The sequence below is a fragment of the Halocynthiibacter sp. SDUM655004 genome (assembly GCF_026015885.1).
GTDB lineage: Bacteria > Pseudomonadota > Alphaproteobacteria > Rhodobacterales > Rhodobacteraceae > Falsihalocynthiibacter > Falsihalocynthiibacter halioticoli.
On sequence record NZ_JAPDUG010000003.1, the window covers coordinates 83,606 to 103,387 of the forward strand.

The following is a 19,782-nucleotide window of genomic DNA, read 5'->3' on the forward strand; positions in this document are numbered from 1 at the left end:
TGAAAACCCCTATTTCAAAACATCTTGAACCGGGTCCAGAATAATTTCGGTTGTACGTTGAAGTGTAAAAGCAACGCCTGGAACGATACCGGTTGATGTTGAAGGTTCTGACTGCAGGGCCTCATTCAGAACGCTCATGTTGTTAAGCATCTCAATGGCCATTGGGCTTGTTGCCGCCGTGAAATGCCCAAGCCTGTCTGAATCCGGGATATTGGACAGGTTGAATACCGTGACTTCGAATTCTGCAATCTCATGCACGCCTTCGATATTTCCAAGCCGGTTTGGCTGGCCGGTTATGAGCGCGGAAACGCGGAGGGCACGGTCGCGGTCTGATACAACGATGCCGAAGGGTTGCGGCAGTTTCTCAATGCGGCTTGCTTGTTCAAAGAACACATCAATGTCGATATCTGGAGAAATAAGAAGAACCCCGGATACCAACTCACCCAGTTTGCTCTGATTACCAAGCGCAATGGAGCGCAGCGTTTCCATGACAAGCGAGCTTCCAACAGAATGCCCGATGATCAGAATTTCGCTCGCACCCGCGCGTTCGATTGCGTCTATGAAGTTTTCGAAGTTATTCCGCGCCGCAAGCACACTGTCGCGATCATAGGCATACCCGAAAGCACTCCCTGCGCTGGGCCATGAGAAATGCGCCATCTCACCAGTGAATGTGAAATCCTCTGCGATTTGCGCAGCGCGATAGAGCCCTTCGGAGAAATTGTTGTTGAAACCGTGGACATAGACAACAACATGCCGCTCGCTGGGCGCGCGTTTAAGCAGCCGCGCCCGCAGGCTGCGCTCAAAGCTATTCTGCCCATTAAAAAGGTTGGCCCGAACCGTGGCGAAATCTTTGGACGTGTCGACTTTGCCATTTGACCAGTTGATTTCACCCGCAGTCCTGTTTGGCGGAATGGAGATATCAAACTCGACAAATCGTGTCTCGCGCGAACGCTCGTCACCGAACCCGACGGTTCGGTCTGGCATGCGGTTTGTGGCAACGTGAATGGTCTGAAGGCTGGCTGTATCGGCGCGCTCGGCAAATCGTATTTCACCGCGCTGCGCACAGGCAGCGAGAATTGCTAAAGCAGCAATAAATACAATTCGCAGAGTCACAATATATGGTCCTCGTCAGAGAGGAAAAATCACCTATAGCACATATCGACTGATATCGGTGGATTTGGCAAGAGCGCCCAGATGCTTCTCAACAAATTCGGCATCAACCGATATGCTTTCGCCTGACTTATCCGGCGCTTCGAAACTCAACTCCTCAAACACGCGTTCAAGAATAGTATAGAGTCGCCGCGCACCGATATTTTCGACAGATTGGTTCACCTCGGCGGCAATTTTCGCGAGTGCTTTAATGCCATCTTCTGTGAACGACACAGTCACTTCTTCGGTCGCCATAAGCGCAGTGTACTGAAGCGTTAGCGCGTTGTCGGTTTCGGTCAGGATACGCACAAAGTCATCTTCGGTCAGATCCCGCAACTCCACACGAATTGGCAGACGACCTTGAAGCTCCGGCAAAAGATCACTTGGCTTCGCAATGTGAAAAGCGCCGGACGCGATAAAGAGGATATGGTCGGTTTTGACAGGGCCGTGCTTGGTTGAAACCACTGTGCCTTCGATCAGCGGAAGCAAATCACGCTGCACACCTTCGCGCGAAACATCGCCGCCACGGGCATCGCTTCGTGCGCAAACCTTGTCGATCTCGTCAAGGAAAACGATGCCGTTTTCTTCTACACTTTCAAGCGCCTTTCGCTGAACGGTTTCATCGTCCAGCAACTTGTCGGCCTCTTCGCCGATCAGAATGTCATAGCTTTCAGCGACGGTCATTTTCTTGCGAACAGTTCGGCCGCCCATGGCTTTGCCAAACAGATCACCAAGATTCATGATGCTCGCTCCCCCTGGCTGTCCGGGGATATCAAACCCCTGCATCGGGTTGGTTGTGTCGGCGACATCAAGCTCGATGATCGTAGAGTCCAACTCTCCGGACTTGAGTTTTCTGCGGAACATCTCGCGGGTTTGTTCGCGGGCATCAGTTCCGGCGATGGCCTCAATGACGCGCTCTTCTGCGGCTTCGTGGGCTTTGGCCTTCACATCCTCGCGCATGAATTCGCGGGTTTGGGCAATTGCGCTATCCACCAGATCACGCACGATCTGCTCAACATCGCGGCCGACGTAACCGACCTCGGTAAATTTTGTTGCCTCAACCTTGATAAACGGCGCACGCGCGAGTTTGGCCAGACGGCGAGAGATTTCGGTTTTACCAACTCCAGTTGGCCCGATCATCAGGATATTTTTCGGATAAACCTCTTCTCGAATGTCGTCCGCGAGCTGCTTGCGCCGCCACCGATTGCGAAGCGCAACCGCAACCGCACGTTTGGCATCGTTCTGGCCGATGATGAACCGATCAAGTTCGGAAACGATTTCGCGGGGGGTAAGGTCTGTCATGATTACTCCGGATTTGCAGAGGTATAGGGCGGCAATCGGTCTTTAAGGGGAAAATCAGGGAGCGCTCGCATAAGGCTCGCCCGTATCTGCACCCACCAAGTGCCAAGTGCTGTTATGAAAACGCCAAGAATAAGAAGCGTCGCGACAAAGGAAGTTTCTTCGTTTGTCGAGTTTTGTAAGGCGTAGAGTATGAGAACACCGACGTATCCGATGCCGGCGGTTAGGAAAGAGCGGCGATCAATTACCAAGGCAACGATTGTGACAAGCAATAACGCAAGTGCGGTCAACGAATAGCCAACAGTACCGCCGACATTGAAAAGCGACATAGCAATTGTGTTCACAAGCGCCGGAGCGGCGAGGATATGGAGCCAGAAGCCACTCGCCGAAAAACGGCTGATCCGATGCGGGTCGCGCAGGTCAAAGTAGAGGCCGGCAAGGAATGCCGCGATCCCGAACACAAGCGACCCATATGCAAGATAGGTGCCATTCCCCAAATCAAACAGATCGCTCGTAAGGAAGAAGATGCTCGGCACTGTATGGGTAAAATGGTTTATCACCGAAAATACAAAAATTAGGCCGAAAACCCCAAGTACGAACATTGAAAACGGGAGCTTGAACACACGATAGTACAAGGCCATCGCAGCCATGCCGATGAGGCCGACGGCAATCCCGGCGGCTTCGGTTTCTGGGCCAATTGTGAGGGCAACGCCGAAAGCTAGGAAAATCCCAAACCCAGCGGCTAGAGCAATACTTGGTAGGCTCATACGGCGACGAGCGGTGAAATACATCGCGAAGACCCAGCAAAGCGCCATTCCCGCGAATGGAACGATCGCACCGCTTCCAAGCACAACCGTGATTGCCAGAACGCCAGCAAACAATAGGCCAAGCCCAACCGTTACAAAAATCTCGGAAAAGCCTTTGAAGAACTCAAAGGGTTCGTCCTCTTCCGGAAGGAAATCTCGAACGCTTTGGCGGGACTGTGCGATTGTTATGAGTTTGGTCGCCTGCGCCTCGGTCATGGCGCCTGCATTTACAGCGGCGCGGATGTCATCAAGGGTGAAGCTGCTCATGATTTGGCGTCGATCGTTTCGACAGTAAGGTTGCCGTTGGTGTAAACGCAAATATCAGAAGCAATCGCCATCGCTTTGCGGGCCACTTCTTCGGCATCGTCAAGATTTTCAATCAATCCGCGCGCCGCAGCCAGAGCGAAGTTTCCGCCAGAGCCGATCGCAGCAATATCATGCTCCGGCTCAAGCACGTCGCCTGCGCCAGTGATGACAAACAGATCGGTTCCGTCCGTAACGATCAACATGGCCTCAAGCTTCTGGAGGTATTTATCCGTGCGCCAATCCTTGGCAAGCTCAACACTTGCGCGCGCCAGCTGTCCTGGCGTGGCTTCAAGCTTCGCCTCAAGACGCTCAAGCAAAGTGAAAGCATCCGCCGTGGAACCGGCAAATCCGGCAACAACGTCAAACCCACCGGGGGAGAGGCGGCGTACCTTGCGCGCCGTGCCTTTGATTACAGTTTGGCCAAGCGAGACTTGTCCGTCACCTGCAACAACAACCTTGCCGTTCTTGCGCACGCCGATAATCGTTGTGCCGTGCCATCCGGGAAACTGATCTTCTGCCATTGGCTTCTGTGGCTCCTTGTTTGTTTGACGTTATATGGCGGTCGTTTGTTGGTCTCGCAAGATTAATTGAGCAAAAACAGCGCAAACCCTACAAACCCAAAGAAAAAGGCGCCCGTTTCGGGGCGCCTCTGATGCATACTGAAGTCTGGGTTAAACAGCTTCGTCAATCCAGGTTTGAAGCGCGGCTTTTGGAGCGGCTCCGACCTTGGAAGAGAAAACTTCACCATTCTTGAAAAGGAACAGAGCGGGAATGCCACGAACACCAAGTTGACCAGGTGATTGTGGGTTCTCGTCAACGTTTACCTTAACGATTTTGACCTTGTCCCCGTATTCGTCGGAAAGCTCTTCAAGAGCGGGTCCGATTTGCTTACAGGGGCCGCACCACTCAGCCCAAAAATCCACAACAACTGGGACATCGGCTTGGCGCACTTCGGCGTCGAATGTTTCGTCTGTTACGGCAACTGTAGCCATCTGCTCTCTCCTAGAGAAATTCGTTTCGGCTTTAGAACCTAGGGTCGGCCAAGGGTATCGTCAAGGCATGTTCACGCGAGATAGCGCCGCGGTCACGGTTGCGTTAGGAAGCGCCATCAACTCTGCGGATTTCGTCCAAAGAATTGCGCAACTTATCGGTTTGTTCGGATAGATTTGCGAAATCGCTGCAACATATGCGCCCATCTGTCGTAACAATCCTTCCGGAACCTGTTCCATGTTTTTTGGCACGATGGCGTTGGTTTTGAAGTCCACGATCAAGACTTCTGAGTCTGTTACGATCAACCGGTCAATCTGGCCTTCAACTGCCCGCCCGCTGAGCTCATCCAGTTTGGCCACAACGTTTACCTCGGCGAGCGCGGATGGGCTAAAGACGTCCGCCAACTTCGGATTTGCAAGGCAGTTGGACGCCTCCTTCAGCAACTCCGGATCATCTCGCCCGAGCAATTGCCTTGCGCGCTCTGGACGATCTTCTTCGGGAACGGTTGGAAGATGCTCAAGCAGAAGGTGGATATCCGTTCCGCGCTGCAATGCTTCCTCCTCGGAAAGACCTCCAACACCAGAAAGCGCTTTTTCTCCTCCAAGATCAGAGGGTGAAAGCGGCTTGGCTGGCTTCACAGGTACCGGCGCGGTCTGGGTTGCCCATGCGGGCAATGCCGTATCCTTTGCTGTGTTCACCTTGTTGAGTTTCGCAATAGGTAGCGCACTCCAATCCTCATTCTGAAGCCGAAGCCCCTTCCCTGAAGGAGTGTCAAACTCAACGGCACCCGCTGCCCTCATGCCTTTTTCTACAATTCCGTGCCACGCGTTGCCGTCTTTATCGAGCTTTCCTGCGCCGCAAACGATGAGCCACTTTTCCGCGCGCGTCATCGCAACGTAAAGCAGCCGCATCTTTTCTTGCTGCTGCAGGTCTTTCATCGTGTCGACCTGATTGGAAACTTCGGGCGGCATTTGTTTTGCTCCGGGTTTCCAGATGACGCTGTTATCCGCCATCTTGACCAACTGGGCATCAACGCTGTTTTTCTTTGCTGCCGTGTCAGGAAGAATAACGATCGGCGCCTCCAGCCCCTTCGCGCCATGAACCGTCATCACCCTTATCTGGTCGCTTGCGCTATCGACCTGACGTTTGATCTCGACTTCATCTGTTTGAAGCCATGACAGAAAACCTGTGAGGCTTGGAATTTCCATCTGTTCAAAATTCAGCGCCTGATCCAAAAGCGCGTCTATCCCGTCCTCTGCTTCTTCCCCAAGCCGGGCAATCAACTTTTTGCGGCCACCAAAAACAGTCAGCGCGCGTTCAATGATTTCGTAGGGTCGCAAGAAGTCAGACGCCCGCCTGAGATCTTCAAGCATCCTCATTTCCTCGGGGAATTCTTCGGCGCGATTACGCATCGCGGCCCAAAGATACTTTTCCTGTCGTCTGTGCGCGAGGTCAAAGAGCTGCTGTTCGTTCCAACCAAAGAGCGGCGATTTCAAAACACTTGCAAGCGACAGGCTATCTTCAGGCGTCGCAAGAAACGACAAAAGCGCGACGATATCTTTAACCGCAAGCTCACCGCCAATCTTGAGCCGATCCGCGCCGGCAATATCCAGCTTCTGCGCTTTACATTCGCGGATGATTTCAGGGAAAAGGCCGCGCCGCCCCTGAACGAGGATTAGAAAGTCTCCTGGTGTAACGGGCCGCTGTTCAAATTTGCCGGAATGTCCGATTTCGGCTGGAATAGTGACCTTTTCTTCGATCATCCGCTTGATTTCACCAGCGATCTTACGCGCGAGCCGAACGTTGTGATGGCTTTGCGAAACCTTATCAACGGGGTCATACCAATTGCGCTCGTCGTTGTCTTGTTCGGGCTCTTCAAGTGGCCAATGATCCACGCGCCCCGGCATCGCGGATTTGAACGCAAGATGGGTCGTTTCGCCGCCCACGCCATTTCCGCCGATTGCTTTGAATGTGAAGTCAACAAGCGACAAAACCGGCTCTGCGGAACGGAACGAATGCTCAAGCTGCAGATTCACGAGCCCTGCCCCCGCCTCTTTCAGGCGCTCTGCAAAATGGGCGTTCATCCGATCAAACTCTGCCGGATCGGCCCCCTGAAAGGAGTAAATGGATTGCTTTTTGTCACCCACAACAAAGATCGACCTATGCGTATCTTCCTTGGCGCCCTCGCCGCTCGTAAGCTCTTGGGCAAGGTTCTCAATAACCTGCCACTGCGCTGGGCTGGTATCCTGTGATTCATCAACAAGAATGTGGTCAATCCCGCCATCAAGCCGATAGAGCACCCATTGCGCAACCAGCGGATTGGTTAGCAAGTCTCGTGCCTTATAGATTTGATCGTCAAAGTCGAGCCAGCCTCGGACTTGCTTCTTTTGCTCGAACCGCGGCAAGAACTCAGCCGCAAACCTGCGCAAAACAAGCGTGCGCTCCGCTGTATGAAGCCGAAGACGAGATGAACGCGCGTTTTCGACCCTCGCCATGAGCTTCTCGAGGGCATCCATCTTGTCGGAGATCAGCTTTTGCGTAGCTTTGGTTGGTACAGAACCGATCTTCGCCTGCGCGGCTTTTGCTCCGTCTTTGAACAGGAATACATCCTCAAGAATGAGGAGATCCTTCGCCGACAAGGTGTCAAAATCTACAAGCCGAAGCTTCTCACCGTTTTTCGCGTCGGTTGAACTACCCTGAAGAAAGAATGGCAGTATCTCTTTCAACAGCGCGCCGTCAGTTGGCAAAAAGGTATCGTTCTCAAGGTCGGCTTGAGAGTATCCCGCCGACAGGCCAAGGCTTTGCCAAATCTCAGCTGCATCTACGGGCGTAGATAACTCATTGCGAAACTTGGCAATTTCCGCAGTGAACTTCCCGAATTCTTCGGCTGTATATACCGCCGCTACATCATCAATGAGCGCGCGCTGTCCACCAAGGATCATTTCGTCGATCACTTCCTCATGCAGCAATCGCGCCGAACGCTCGTCCATTTCGCTAAACTGTGGCGAAACACCGGCCTCAAGCGGAAAGCGCCGTAGGATCGAAGCACAAAATGAGTGGATTGTCTGAATTTTCAACCCACCAGGGGCTTCGATGGCACGCGCGAAAAGGCGGCGTGCGTTTCGGATATCTTCGTCTGAAATACTGCCCTCAACGCCGAGCGCAATAAGGTCAGTTCGCAGCAAATCAGTCTCTAACATTGCCCATTTACCTAATCTGGCAAAGAGCCTGTTCTGCATCTCGCTCGCTGCAGCTTTGGTGTAGGTAAGGCACAAAATGTTCTGAGGTTTGACATTTGCAAGCAAAAGACGCGCAACACGATCTGTCAGAACGCGCGTTTTGCCCGACCCCGCATTGGCTGAAAGCCACGTGGACGCAAAAGGGTTGGCGGCTTGTACCTGCCGTTCGGTTGCAAGGTCTCGTTTGATCATGTGAGATCCTCCCCTACGGGCTCGTCGCTTTCTTCCCACTCTCCATATCTGGCAAGGTGATCGTAATCTCCGTAGTGGGTAATCACGCTTGTTGCGCGGCGGGATGTATAGCCCTGTTGCGGGCTAAAATAGGCGCCGATCAACTCATGAAATTCGTCCCAAACTTCTTTGGTCGTTGTGTCTGTAAGTTCCGCAGATCTTTCACCAGGCTTGGCACCTACGCCAATATATGTCGCCTCTTGAACCTTGGCCGCCCCGATGCCTTCAAAGCCACCATTTTCAACCATTGCCGCTTCGAGCAGAAGTTGTTTGTCAAACAGGCGCTCAACAGCTGGCGACGGGGGTGTCGTTTTATAGTCGTAAATAATAGCGTTCCCTGTCTCGGTAAGATCAATGCGATCCGCGCGACCGGAAAGCATGAAATCGAGACCATTCAGGCCCAATTTACCCATTTTCTCGAACCACGTCGGTGTGCCACGAGCCTGTCTTTGCTTCTCAGAGGTCACAAACCATTCGGCATTTCGCGAAAACTTCGCGTACCAGAGCCGTTGCGCAGCGGGCCACGGTACAGACTCCTCGAGCGTTTTCCCTGCAATTTCCATGAGAGCGGCTTCGGTCATCTGGTCGATCGGAATTGTCTCTACTGCCTTCTCGAATATTTCGTGCAGGATCGTACCGCGTAATGGCGCATCTGCTTCGTGCTTGAGGGGGTCGAGCGGCTTCAGCTTAAGCACATACTGCGCATAAATCGCATAAGGATCGCGGATCAGTGTCTTGATCCTCGTTACAGAAAGCCCTCTAGGGCGCGCAGGAACCGGCGGCCTTGGTGAGGGTCGTTTCGCTGGTTCAATTCGCTTCTCGGGGCGTTCAAATCGCTCGAATTGGCTTAGATACGCCTCACCCCTCGCCCGCATGCCATCCAGTGCCTCGGTGCCACCGGTGTTTGGCAGCCCTTCTAGCAGGTTTGTCACTCTATTGAGCCAACGAGATGGAACTGTCTGAGATTCAGAATTTCGGATTGATCGCGTTATCCAAACTTCCGGTCCGCAAACGGCTTGTTGAAAATCGTGGGCCGCCAGTCCGATACGCCTTTCGGGCAGCAATAGACCCGCTTTTTGCCGCATTTGACGGTTTAACCATGGGTCTGGTTTCGGGGCTTCAGGCCAAACGCCTTCGTTCAATCCGGCAAGAATAACAAGGTCTGCGCCCTGAACACGCGCTTCCATTGTGCCCCAGATCATGATGTTTGGATGCGGGCGGATCGGATCGCGTACATCGTGTCGGTTCAGCACTGCTTTAAACAAATCGCCATAGTCCCTTGGCGAAAGATCTCCACCGAAACCGCTCTCCTCTTCAAGCTCATTAACGGCCTTGAGGGCTTTTTCGCCCGCAGCTTTGTCCCAAAGAGCACCAGCGCCCTGCCCGTTCGGGCCTTGTGCGATGGCAATCGCGGTTTGTACGTGGCGGTCAAGATGCTGTGAAACAGTCGAAATACCAGCCTCGCTGTGTGGGCAAATAGTGGAACAAATCCATTCGACCCATTGCTTTGCGTCTTCTGAATCTTGTCCGATCGCCCATTTCCGCAGAGATTCTGGTGTGGGGTATGGTGGCCCGTTGCGGCGCAGATCAAGCTCAAGTTCGCGAGTAAAGAGAAGGTGCGGCCCGCGATCATCCCCGCCTGTGTTTGTAATCGGGTGTTTCAGAAGCGACAGCAGCGCTTCGGACGTTAATGTAGATCCAAACAGAGCCGCCACCTGTCGCAAGAAACGGCCCGGAGGCGCCAATCCAAGAGGAGAACCGGCAGAGTCGTCCGGCTCGATGTCCCATTGCGCCAATGTTGCCGTAACTTGCCGCGTCAAAACGCGATCTGGCGAGATGAGAGCGACTTTCTGGCCAGTTTCCGCGGCCTCCCTTAAACGCAAAGCGATTGCCCCAACTTCGGCGCGCGATGACGGCGCCTCGACCAAAGTTAGGCCAGCGCATGCGCCTGCGATGTCGGTTAGGTTCGGGCCCTCATCCATCCATTGGTCGGTAACGGGCGCTGGGCGGAGCGCCAGAGAAACCAACGCATTTCTCGCAATTGATGCCGGTGTTGGCTCGCCCCAATGAGAAACATCAGTCGGAGATAAATTCAATGAGTTCAGAAACTTATAGAATCTATACTGCGGATGATCTTCCGCGGAAAGCGCATCATCAAGTCCGCTCCAGACGCTCTCTGGCATCGTAAAATCAAAGCCAGGCAGAATAACAGCACCACGCGGAAGCGCCGCGACGGCCTGCATAAGTTTGAATGTCGTTCCGCGAGAGCCGGTTGAGCCTGCCAAAATGATCGGGTTTTCAGGCGGCGACTGCTTCCAGCCTTGAGTTATCAAATCAACCGCTAATCTCTGACGGGCTTCGGCGTCCGGCGGCTCGCCTGAATCGCCAAAGAAACGCTCAACGATTTTGATGAACTCCAGCGCCCGCTCCCAGTGACCGGATTGATCGGTAACATCGAGCGACACAATCTGTTCTGGCGTTACGCTCTCGCCCTGCATTTCATCAAGGAGTTCGGCCAAACTGTCGGCCAAGTCAAACAGCGAGCTACGTGAAGCGAGATCTGGCTGAGCGTCCAGAAGTTGCTTGATAAGCTGCGACAGTTCGAGCCGACGCCGAAGCGGTGAAACTGCCTTGGGAATGGCAATCTGCGGCGCTTGGCTTAAGTCAGAAATGAGCGAAATCTGCGGGAGAAGAAGGGCGCCTTCCTGCGCGAACAGCTCTTGAACTCTACGCGCCATTCTTCGTGTGTTTACAAAGAGTTGAACCCGCGCCAACGCTTCTGGCGGTTTATCTCGGTATGTATGCAACAAGCCCCGAACCAGCTCTGCCGGAAAATCGCATCCCAGCCCGACGCCATACACATTTGCTTTGCCGTCTTCATGAAACATCGGCGTTTCCTCTGAGCATATTTTCCGCGAGTGCAATGTTTTCAGGTCGCCCGACATCGCACCAGGAACCGGAATAAACTGTCCCAAAAACACGGTCACTTTGGATCAGAATGTCCCAAAGCGCATTGAGGGAAAAAGCGTCTTCCTCGATTTCGTCCAAACGCTCGGTCTTAATAATCTGCGCACCTGTGTAAACGTATGGGCCGCCGCGGGAAATTCTGCTGTCGTTTTCTAGTGCGAAATCTCCGCTGCCCATGTGGCCGATCGCGTTCTCGCTTGGGATAAGAAGCAGCAGAGCGTCCATTTTATTGGGGTCCCAAGCCGACTTTAAGCATTCAAGAGGATTTGGGCCTTTCCAAACAGCATCAGAATTTAGAGTGAATACGGGCGACGAATTTAAAAGCGGTATTGCCTTACGAAGGCCACCGCCTGTTTCAAGAAGTGCGTCGCGCTCGTCGGAAAGTACCAAACTGCTTTGAGAAAGATGCGCCTCTAGCTTGTCTGCATGGGTGTGAAGGTTGGCGACGACGCGTAGCTCTGGCATCGGTGAGACAAGGTCGAGGGCGTGATCAACAAGAGGGCGGCCAGCAACTTTGATAAGAGGTTTTGGCAAATCCCGCGTCAGGCTTCCCATGCGCGTGCCTTTACCAGCCGTGAATAGCATTAATGCGTCAGGCATGTTGCTCTCCGAGTACCTTGAGGTTTGATTGGGTCGTTGGTGGAATGTTTTCCAGCACAAATGTTTTGAGTTCTGTAAGGGCAGGGTGTTCAAGATCGCCCGTCAAATGCGCCCAGACACGCGGAAGAAAATCGAGGTAGTGCGTCTTGCCGTCTCTAACTGCCAACCTACTCAAAACACCTAGTATTCGAAGGTTCCTTTGCGCCGCTTGCACTGAAAATCCATGCAAAAATGCTTCTTCTTCTACGCCGGATTCCTTCACAAAATGCTTGATTGCAGCATCGCGCGTTTGAACGGAAACATCTCTTCGCGCATCTTCGAGCAGTGACGCCAGATCATAGGCCGGATGTCCGAGCAGCGCGTCCTGAAAATCAAGGAGTCCACATCTCGCAACGCCTGACCTTTCCGGAAGCCAAATCAGATTTTCAGCGTGGTAGTCCCGCAGGATCATCACATTCTCCGACGGTTCACATTCTTTGAGCGCCGACCTGACAAGCGATACCAATTTTTCAGAGGCGGCGTTGTTTTCTTGGCCCGTTATGCCTGCTTGGTACCATTCGATGACGGGTGTCACGGCTCGAGCCATTTCTTCCGTTCCGAACGTGTTTAAGCCCTTCACGGGTTTGTTTTTCTGGAGGCAGAGCAACACATCCACGGCCGAAAGATAGAGGTCTTTTTCGAGATTGGCGTTATTTTCTAGAATCTTGGCAAACACGGAATCTCCCAAATCCTCCAAGAGAAGGAAATCGGAGCTCCGTGCCAGAATTTTCGGCGCAGAAAGGCCGAGATCGGCAAGATGAGAAGCAACCTGAAGGAAATCATCGCAACTCCCGTCGCGATCATTACTGGCATCCATATACACCATTGGCCCGAAATTCGGGTGTTGCCATCGCGCATACCGACGGCCGGATGCATCACCAGCGAGCGGCTGAATTTCAACGTCCTTCGGATTCCTGAGCAGGTCGGAATAGGGGTTATCCATTAAGTAATCCGTCTAGCTTCTGCCACTTGGAATCGGAATACGAAAATGTAAGCCGACGCTCATCTTCAGAAAGCTGTTCAAAGTTGATGTGGAGCGCATTTTCTGGCTGATCGGAACCTAGCCTATCTGGCCACTCGATTAGGCAAACTGCGTCTTCAAAGGCTTCGTCCAAGCCAAGCTCTAATGCTTCGTCAGGGTGACTAAGCCGATAAAAATCACAGTGCCAGATCGTAAATTCAGCAGCGTCGTAGGTTTGAACAATTGTGAAAGTCGGGCTGGGAACATCCTCGGTATGTTCCAAAAGATGTTGGATTATCCCTCTGCTAAGATGGCTTTTCCCCGAGCCAATAGGCCCCTCAAGCAATATCACATCACCTACATCCAGTCGCTCGGCCATTTGTTCGGCAAGCGCGGTTGTTTCCTGCGGAGAGGTGAGTGTCAGAGTACGAGAGTATGATGTCATGGCACGAATGTAGCGCCCTGACTCGTCCCTGCAATAGAGTTTACACGTTCAGCGTAAAAAGTGGTTCGCCTTTAATCGGGCGGTGTTCGAACTGTGGTGTAGCGCTCTCTTTGATTTTGTCTTTTGGCGAATAGGCGACGAGTGTTCCGCCACCACTGAGAGGGGTCACGCGCAGTGGTACTTTTTCGCCTGTGTTTAAGAGTATGGAGTCTTTCCACTGCGCACGCGGGCTGGCCGCTTTTGTGAAAGACTGAAGCTTTGACCAGACATCGCTAGGCTCGCTTTTGGCTTGCCAGAAAGAGATAGCATCACTCAAACAAAACTCGCCTAGGATAGAGCCAGGATCCATGCCCCAAAAATCCGCATAGGCAGAATTTGACATGGTGAGTTGACCGTTAGAGGCAAACACGGCGATCGCTTCATCAAAGCTATCAAGTACCGCTTGGCCGATTTCGAGTTCGCTGCGAAAGCGCCGTGTCAGTGAGACTTCGGTTGAAATATCCTCAAACAAAAAGGCAACCGCACCATCAGGATGAGGGCGGCCGGTTACCCGATAGGTTTGCCCAGAAGGAAGCGCCCAGTTTTCTGTGTAAGTTCCATCCACAGCCGCCGCTTCAAGATCCGTCATTTGCTGGCGCCAGTTTTTGTAATCTTTGGGTTCGGGAATGACGCGGGCCTCGCGCAGTTTGTCTAGAAAGCTAAAGAGGGTAGGGCGCAAAGACAGGAACATCGGTGAGAGACCGGTCAGATCGGTGAGCGCCGGATTGAATAGCGCCAATTGCCGCTTTTTGTCGAAGATCGCAAGACCGGTAGGCAGGTGCGCGAATGTTTTGGTTAATGTCTGTACGAACTCGCGAAGCGAAGTTTCCGCTCGAATAACACCGTCAACACTGTTTGCGAAATGCAGGGATTCTTCACCGACTGTCGTGCTGAAGACTTCATACCACTTCTCGTTTGAACTATCCGGAAAGGTAACCGAAACCCGATGTGCACGCTCTTCTGGTGTTCCTTGCGAGAGGGAAACCGTTGGAAAGACACGTCGCGGCGGCCAAGTTTCGACAACACTCTCTGGCTTATTTTTCAGGCGCTTTGCTACCGCGAGGTATGCCCCGTTTGCCCATGTTATTGAGCCGTCGGCAGTCTGCTGCCAAACCAGATAGGGCGCCATTTCGGCAGTTTTTCTCAGGGTGTCCAGCTCGTTATTGAGTGCGAGCATACTGTGGGAATCCATACCCATAGACGAACCAACGGCCGCATCATCAATGATCTCGATCCGTGTTATACCGTCCCAAACCTCGGCAATCAGAATGGACTCGTCATCTGGAGTCACAGGTTTAAGCCTAATTTCGTTAGATTCCTGCAATCGGCCAGCGGCATTTGCAAAGTCCGGGTAGCTGGCGCTCAACGCACTGCATAGCTTGCGCCAAGCTGTTTGTTCAGTGTTCTGATTGGCCAAAAGCTGCTTTGCCTTATCTGTGGCATCAACCAGCTCTTCATTCTCGAATAGAAAAACAACACAGTTCTCAGAGTCACGAAGAAGCTCACGCGTCGTTTTCCCGCGCACTTGTATGAATAGGCCAAGCATGATGACGCCCGAGATAGCCGCAGCGAAGGCGATAAAGACGACGAAAACAATGACTGTTGCGGACAATGAGACCATTAACTTACCAACGTTGAAACTGCGTTGGTAAATAATTGCTCAAAAATGGTTAATGCGCCGTTAACTTGAATATTTCTGCTGTTGTGATGCTGAAATGCGGTGTATACGAACAAGACTTCGCACAGCTAGAGAGCGCGAACTCAACTAGGAGGGCGCGTCAAATCTTTCGTTCTCGCCAAGTCCGTCACTTCCGCCACGCGGGACTTCAAGTGTCTTGAGTTGCCAAGCAACCTCTACAACTGCGCCGCATTTTGGTGGCCGCTCGGCTTCAGATAGAAACGGGTCTGCTCCATTTGCAAAACTGACCTCCGCGCCTGTTCGCTCTAGGAGTGTTTTTGCAATGAAAAGCCCAAGGCCCATGCCTTCATATCCTGGTCGGCGGGGTTTTTCGTTTGGTCTTCTCTTGCGAACAAAGGGCTCGCCGATCCGCCCAATCACCTGTGTCGGAAAGCCTGGTCCATCATCAATAATTCGTAGATGAAGCCGGGTGTCAGTCCAGCCGCCTTCGACCCATACATTTTTGGCCGAGAAATCTACGGCATTTTGCACGAGGTTCCGAACACCGTGAATGATCTCGGATTGCCGCCGGATTTCCGGTTGATGAAAGGTCCCGCTGGGGGCAGGGGCGAATGCGAAATGAATCTCTTTGCCGCGATCAAGGTGGGGCTCCGCAGCTTCGCGCACGACGGCCTCAAACGGGCCGCTGTGCATGTGAAGGTCGTCTTTCCCTGCTCGGCCCATCGAGCGCAAAATCTCTCTGCATCGCTCTGCCTGTTCGCCGATGAGCTTGGCATCTTCTCGAAGATCGGTTCCGTCCTCGAGTTCATCCAGCATTTCAGAGGACACAAGCTTAATTGTTGCAAGTGGTGTTCCCAGTTCGTGGGCGGCGGCGGCAACTACGCCTCCCAAGTCAGTTAGCTTCTGTTCGCGCGCCAAGGCCATTTGTGTGGCAAGAAGCGCTTCGCTCATGGAGTGGATTTCGTTTGAAACGCGGCGGGCATAGGCAGCAAGGAAAACTGTTCCAATTACAATCGCCAGCCAGAAGCCGAATATATACAGAACATCAAGGCGGAAGATCTCGCCGGCGGTATTGCTTAACGGCTTCGCATAGAATGCAACAAATGTCGTAAGGCAAAGCGCGACTGAACCAATCAACATCGTGGACTGAAGCGTTAGAACAGTAGCCGATATTGTTACAGGAACGAGGATCAGCAATGCGAAGGGGTTATGCAGCCCACCGGTCAGATAAAGCAGCAAAATAAGCTGCGAAATATCAAACAACAGCATCCAGACCGCCTGCGCTTCGGACAGCCTTTTATTCTCTGGATATACGAAGGTCGCGACGAGATTGACGATCACAGAGGCACAGATTACGAGGAAGCACAGGCCAAGATTGAGGTCGACATCAAGCTGGTAAACCGCAACTGTGATCGCAACGATTTGCCCGACGATCGCAACCCACCGCAGCATGATGAGCGTTCGCAGACGAATCCAATCGCTTCTGGCGCGCTGACTGATTAGAGTTGAGGTCGTGTCGGTCATGCGCTCGCTATTTTGTGAATGCGTCATACTGTACCCTTGTTAGTGTCGGCAAAACCCTTGATCAAGGCTGCGAAATGAAAAGGAACTCTTCGGCATGAAATACTATGCATTTGCGGCGGTCGGTGCTGCGGCCATTCTCCTTGGGACCACCGCATATCTGACCTTCGGTGAACCAGAAAATAAATTCGCACAATGTACCGCCAACCGGATCGCGGGCGGTGCAAGCACAATTGGTGGACCGTTCTCTTTGATCGACAAGAATGGCGAACGCGTGACTGATAAAGACGTGATTACCAAACCGTCGCTTGTTTATTTTGGTTATACATTCTGCCCTGATGTTTGCCCGCTGGATTCTGCGCGGAATGCGGATGCGGTGGACATCTTGGATGAAATGGGAATCGAGACAACACCCGTGTTTATTACGATTGACCCAGAGCGTGATACGCCAGAGGTTGTTGGCGAATTCGCGGATGTGTTCCACGAGCGTATGATTGGGCTAACTGGAACAGCCGAAGACGTGAAGGCGGCATCACGGGCCTATAAAACCTATTACAAAAAGAATGAAAGTGACGATGAGTATTACCTTGTTGATCACTCAACTTCGACCTACCTGACCCTCCCTGAATACGGCACTGTGACCTATTTCAAGCGCGATGACTCACCAGAAGTTATTGCCGAGACGATTGCCTGTTTTGTGGAGAACTCTTAGAGCGTTTCTAAAAATTGACCTGTCTCAAGAGTTTGCATAGAACGGTGAGACAGGAAAAAAGAAAGCGCGACTATGACAGAGCGGGAATTGCAGGACATCGGAGAAGATAAATCCCTGTTGCTGCTGGATGATGACGAACCCTTTTTGCGTCGTTTGGCGCGGGCGATGGAAAAGCGGGGGTTTGAGCCCGAAACCGCTGGTTCGGTCGCCGCAGGTAAAGCAATCGCAACGGCACGTCCGCCCGCTTATGCCGTGATTGATTTGCGTCTTGAGGATGGAAACGGGCTCGACGTTGTTGAAGTTCTAAGAGAGAAGCGTCCTGACGCACGGATCGTTGTTCTTACGGGCTATGGCGCGATTGCAACGGCTGTTGCGGCCGTAAAAATCGGCGCGACGGATTACCTATCCAAGCCTGCGGATGCGAATGATGTAACCGGCGCGCTTCTTGCCAAGAAAGATGAGCTTCCTCCGCCTCCGGATAATCCAATGAGTGCGGACCGTGTGCGTTGGGAACATATCCAGCGCGTTTATGAGCTGTGTGACCGTAACGTGAGCGAAACTGCGCGCCGCCTGAACATGCATCGCCGTACGCTCCAGCGTATTTTGGCAAAACGTAGCCCGCGTTAATTACAACTCTTCAAGAAGTGTTTTTACGCGTGCTGTGAAATCGGTGCGAACGTCTTTTGGCGTTCGCAAATCGATACGCAACCCTTCGATAAGTGCGGCATCAGGCTTTCCAAAAAACTTGTCAGCTTCGGCTTCTGAAAATCCCGCGATCTGTACGGCTTCCATCCATGCAGAAATGCGATCAGCGCGCTTAATCTGTTTTTTAGTCGCAACAGGGATCGCCGCAGGAAGCCCGAAGCGAACGTGGATAGCCGCGGATAGCCGATTATCAAGCTCGTCATAGCCTTTGCCCACCGCCGATTTTACGGGGCTGATCATGTCGCCGATCACGTATTCTGGCGCATCGTGCAAAAGCGCAGCAAGCCGCCACTTCGTCGGTGCTTTGGGTACGATGCGACCAAAGAGTTCCTCAACCAAAAGCGAATGCTCCGCGACCGAATAGGCAAAATCGCCCCGCGTCTGGCCATTCCAGCGCGCAACAAAAGCCAGGCCATGGGCGATATCCTCGATCTCGATATCCACGGGTGTTGGATCGAGAAGGTCAAGGCGGCGCCCCGAAAGCATCCGTTGCCATGCGCGCGGTTGTTTTGCCATTTTATCGGTTCCTTGATTGTGGTGTTTATTGGCTAGCCGCCGAAATGCGGCATGTAAAGGCTCGGTCATTGCTCCTTAACCTCTGAGGTGATAACTGGCTGCAACTTCAGTTTCAAAGGAACGAAAAAGATGGCGAGTGATTACATCGTAAAAGACATCAGCCTTGCCGCCTATGGCCGCAAAGAGCTTGATATTGCCGAAACCGAGATGCCGGGCTTGATGGCTCTGCGGGCGGAATATGGCGATAGCAAGCCGCTCAAAGGCGCTCGAATTGCGGGCTCTCTTCACATGACGGTACAAACCGCTGTGTTGATTGAAACGCTGGTCGCGCTGGGCGCGGACGTGCGTTGGGCGAGCTGCAACATCTTCTCCACACAAGACCACGCCGCTGCCGCGATTGCCGAAACGGGTACACCCGTGTTTGCGATCAAAGGCGAGACACTCGAAGAATATTGGGACTACGCGGACCGTATTTTCCAGTTCGAGGAAGGGACATGTAACCTGATCCTCGATGATGGGGGCGACGCAACGATGTACATCCTGCTTGGTGCGCGGGTTGAGGCGGGCGAAACCGACCTCATCGAAGTGCCGACAAGCGAGGAAGAGGTCGCGTTCTTTGCGCAAATTAAGAAGCGCCTCGCCGAAAGCCCTGGTTGGTTCACCAAACAAAAAGAAGCCATTCAAGGCGTTTCCGAAGAAACAACCACAGGCGTTCACCGCCTTTATGAGTTGGTGAAAACGGGTCACCTCCCGTTCCCAGCGATCAACGTGAATGACTCTGTGACCAAGTCGAAATTCGACAACAAATATGGCTGTAAAGAGAGCCTTGTTGACGGTATTCGCCGCGCAACCGATACGATGATGGCTGGCAAAGTTGCTGTTGTTTGTGGCTACGGTGACGTGGGCAAAGGCTCTGCTGCGTCGCTCCGCGGTGCGGGCGCGCGCGTTAAGGTTACCGAGGTCGATCCGATCTGTGCGCTTCAAGCTGCTATGGACGGATTTGAAGTTGTTGTGCTGGAAGATGTGGTTGATTCCGCCGATATCTTCATCACCACGACTGGCAACAAAGACATCATCCGCATTGAGCATATGCGCGAAATGAAAGACATGGCGATCGTTGGCAACATTGGCCACTTCGACAACGAAATTCAGGTTGCCGCGCTCAAGAACCACAAGTGGACAAACATCAAAGAACAGGTCGACATGATCGAGATGCCTTCGGGTAACCGCTTGATCCTGCTGTCCGAAGGTCGCTTGCTGAACCTTGGAAACGCAACGGGCCACCCAAGCTTTGTGATGTCTGCGAGCTTCACCAACCAAGTGTTGGCCCAGGTCGAGCTTTGGACAAACGGTTCTAGCTATAAGAACGAAGTCTATATCTTGCCCAAGCATCTCGATGAAAAAGTCGCGCGACTGCATCTTGATCGCATTGGCGTCAAGCTCACCAAACTCGCCAAAGAACAGGCCGACTATATCGGCGTAAAGGTCGATGGCCCTTTCAAACCAGAGCATTATCGTTACTAGGCGAAGAGCCAACTTACAAAGATGAAGCCCGGCTTAAGAGTCGGGCTTTTTCTTTTTGAAAACACCTGTTTCCGCGTTAACCTCTAATTAACGG

At 52.8% G+C, this 19,782-nt stretch carries 15 protein-coding genes and 1 pseudogene; 3 read left to right on the forward strand and 13 right to left on the reverse strand.

All coding sequences use genetic code 11. The annotated features are described in order from the left end of the window. Positions 1–9: 9 nt before the first annotated feature. The 12 genes and pseudogenes from N9C89_RS13765 to regB form a co-directional block, all read right to left on the reverse strand. Positions 10–1,113 carry an alpha/beta hydrolase gene (locus N9C89_RS13765; RefSeq protein WP_263954552.1) on the reverse strand — a complete coding sequence of 368 codons (1,104 nt, stop codon included), beginning with the start codon at positions 1,111–1,113 and terminating at the stop codon, positions 10–12. 33 nt (positions 1,114–1,146) lie between these two features. After that, positions 1,147–2,451 (reverse strand): ATP-dependent protease ATPase subunit HslU, encoded by a 1,305-nt coding sequence (gene hslU, locus N9C89_RS13770; RefSeq protein WP_263954554.1) that lies wholly within the window; start codon positions 2,449–2,451, stop codon positions 1,147–1,149. Between the two features lie 2 nt (positions 2,452–2,453). Then, complete coding sequence (locus N9C89_RS13775; protein ID WP_263954556.1) at positions 2,454–3,521, reverse strand: hypothetical protein; 1,068 nt, start codon at positions 3,519–3,521, stop codon at positions 2,454–2,456. After that, a complete protein-coding gene (gene hslV / locus N9C89_RS13780) occupies positions 3,518–4,081 on the reverse strand; it encodes an ATP-dependent protease subunit HslV (protein ID WP_263954557.1) in 564 nt (187 codons plus the stop codon). Before hslV ends, N9C89_RS13775 begins: the two co-directional genes overlap by 4 nt. A gap of 150 nt (positions 4,082–4,231) precedes the next feature. Beyond that, a pseudogene (gene trxA / locus N9C89_RS13785) lies at positions 4,232–4,564 on the reverse strand (thioredoxin); the annotation flags it as partial. 48 nt (positions 4,565–4,612) lie between these two features. Next, positions 4,613–7,981, reverse strand: coding sequence for a double-strand break repair helicase AddA (addA, locus tag N9C89_RS13790; RefSeq protein ID WP_263954559.1), 3,369 nt, complete (start codon positions 7,979–7,981; stop codon positions 4,613–4,615). Beyond that, entirely contained in the window at positions 7,978–10,908 is a 2,931-nt protein-coding gene (gene addB, locus N9C89_RS13795) for a double-strand break repair protein AddB (protein WP_263954561.1), read from the reverse strand. The genes addA and addB overlap by 4 nt, the downstream gene beginning before the upstream one ends. Then, a complete protein-coding gene (locus tag N9C89_RS13800) occupies positions 10,898–11,587 on the reverse strand; it encodes a nucleotidyltransferase family protein (RefSeq protein WP_263954562.1) in 690 nt (229 codons plus the stop codon). The genes addB and N9C89_RS13800 overlap by 11 nt, the downstream gene beginning before the upstream one ends. Next, complete coding sequence (locus N9C89_RS13805; RefSeq protein ID WP_263954563.1) at positions 11,580–12,569, reverse strand: aminoglycoside phosphotransferase family protein; 990 nt, start codon at positions 12,567–12,569, stop codon at positions 11,580–11,582. The genes N9C89_RS13800 and N9C89_RS13805 overlap by 8 nt, the downstream gene beginning before the upstream one ends. Next, positions 12,562–13,032: a tRNA (adenosine(37)-N6)-threonylcarbamoyltransferase complex ATPase subunit type 1 TsaE gene (gene tsaE, locus N9C89_RS13810; RefSeq protein WP_263954564.1), complete on the reverse strand. Its 471-nt coding sequence runs from the start codon at positions 13,030–13,032 to the stop codon at positions 12,562–12,564. The genes N9C89_RS13805 and tsaE overlap by 8 nt, the downstream gene beginning before the upstream one ends. A gap of 40 nt (positions 13,033–13,072) precedes the next feature. Further along, positions 13,073–14,692, reverse strand: a complete 1,620-nt coding sequence (locus tag N9C89_RS13815; RefSeq protein WP_263954565.1) for a PAS-domain containing protein — start codon at positions 14,690–14,692, stop codon at positions 13,073–13,075. A gap of 144 nt (positions 14,693–14,836) precedes the next feature. Continuing rightward, complete coding sequence (gene regB, locus N9C89_RS13820) at positions 14,837–16,234, reverse strand: sensor histidine kinase RegB (RefSeq protein ID WP_263954716.1); 1,398 nt, start codon at positions 16,232–16,234, stop codon at positions 14,837–14,839. A 94-nt stretch (positions 16,235–16,328) separates the two neighbouring features. On the opposite strand from regB, the gene N9C89_RS13825 reads away from it, so the two are divergent. After that, the gene (locus tag N9C89_RS13825) at positions 16,329–16,943 is read left to right on the forward strand and encodes an SCO family protein (RefSeq protein ID WP_263954566.1); all 615 of its coding nucleotides are present in this window, start codon (positions 16,329–16,331) and stop codon (positions 16,941–16,943) included. A 72-nt stretch (positions 16,944–17,015) separates the two neighbouring features. Further along, a complete protein-coding gene (locus tag N9C89_RS13830; protein ID WP_263954567.1) occupies positions 17,016–17,570 on the forward strand; it encodes an ActR/PrrA/RegA family redox response regulator transcription factor in 555 nt (184 codons plus the stop codon). Here the strand turns inward: N9C89_RS13830 and N9C89_RS13835 are convergent, their stop codons facing one another. Beyond that, positions 17,571–18,164, reverse strand: coding sequence for an HD family hydrolase (locus N9C89_RS13835; protein WP_263954568.1), 594 nt, complete (start codon positions 18,162–18,164; stop codon positions 17,571–17,573). A 129-nt stretch (positions 18,165–18,293) separates the two neighbouring features. Here N9C89_RS13835 and ahcY point away from each other — a divergent pair, with 129 nt between their 5' ends. Then, the gene (ahcY, locus tag N9C89_RS13840) at positions 18,294–19,688 is read left to right on the forward strand and encodes an adenosylhomocysteinase (protein WP_263954569.1); all 1,395 of its coding nucleotides are present in this window, start codon (positions 18,294–18,296) and stop codon (positions 19,686–19,688) included. Positions 19,689–19,782: the final 94 nt, after the last annotated feature.